Below are 255 nucleotides of genomic sequence, written 5' to 3'. Positions count from 1 at the left end.
CGAACACGAGCATCCGAATTCACTCTGGCAGATGGACTTCAAGGGCTGGTTTGAGCTGCAGGACGGGCGGCACTGCTCGCCGCTGACGGTGCTGGACGATCATTCGCGTTTCAACCTGACGCTCGATGCGTGCGGCAGGACCGACACCTCCACCGTACGCGCGCATCTGCGGCAGACGTTTCGCCGTTACGGGCTGCCGCTGCGCATCAACGCGGACAACGGCTCGCCATGGGGCAGTCCCGGCCAGCCGGGACA

At 65.1% G+C, this 255-nt stretch carries 1 protein-coding gene; it reads left to right on the top strand.

The window, feature by feature from the left end; translation table 11 throughout:
* Positions 1 to 255: DDE-type integrase/transposase/recombinase (locus AB4Y43_RS40645; protein ID WP_368730308.1), on the top strand; the 255-nt coding region annotated here is incomplete at both ends.

Source organism: Paraburkholderia sp. BR10872, assembly GCF_040965835.1.
Classification (GTDB): domain Bacteria; phylum Pseudomonadota; class Gammaproteobacteria; order Burkholderiales; family Burkholderiaceae; genus Paraburkholderia; species Paraburkholderia nodosa_A.
This window is presented reverse-complemented; position numbering and strand designations above follow the sequence as displayed.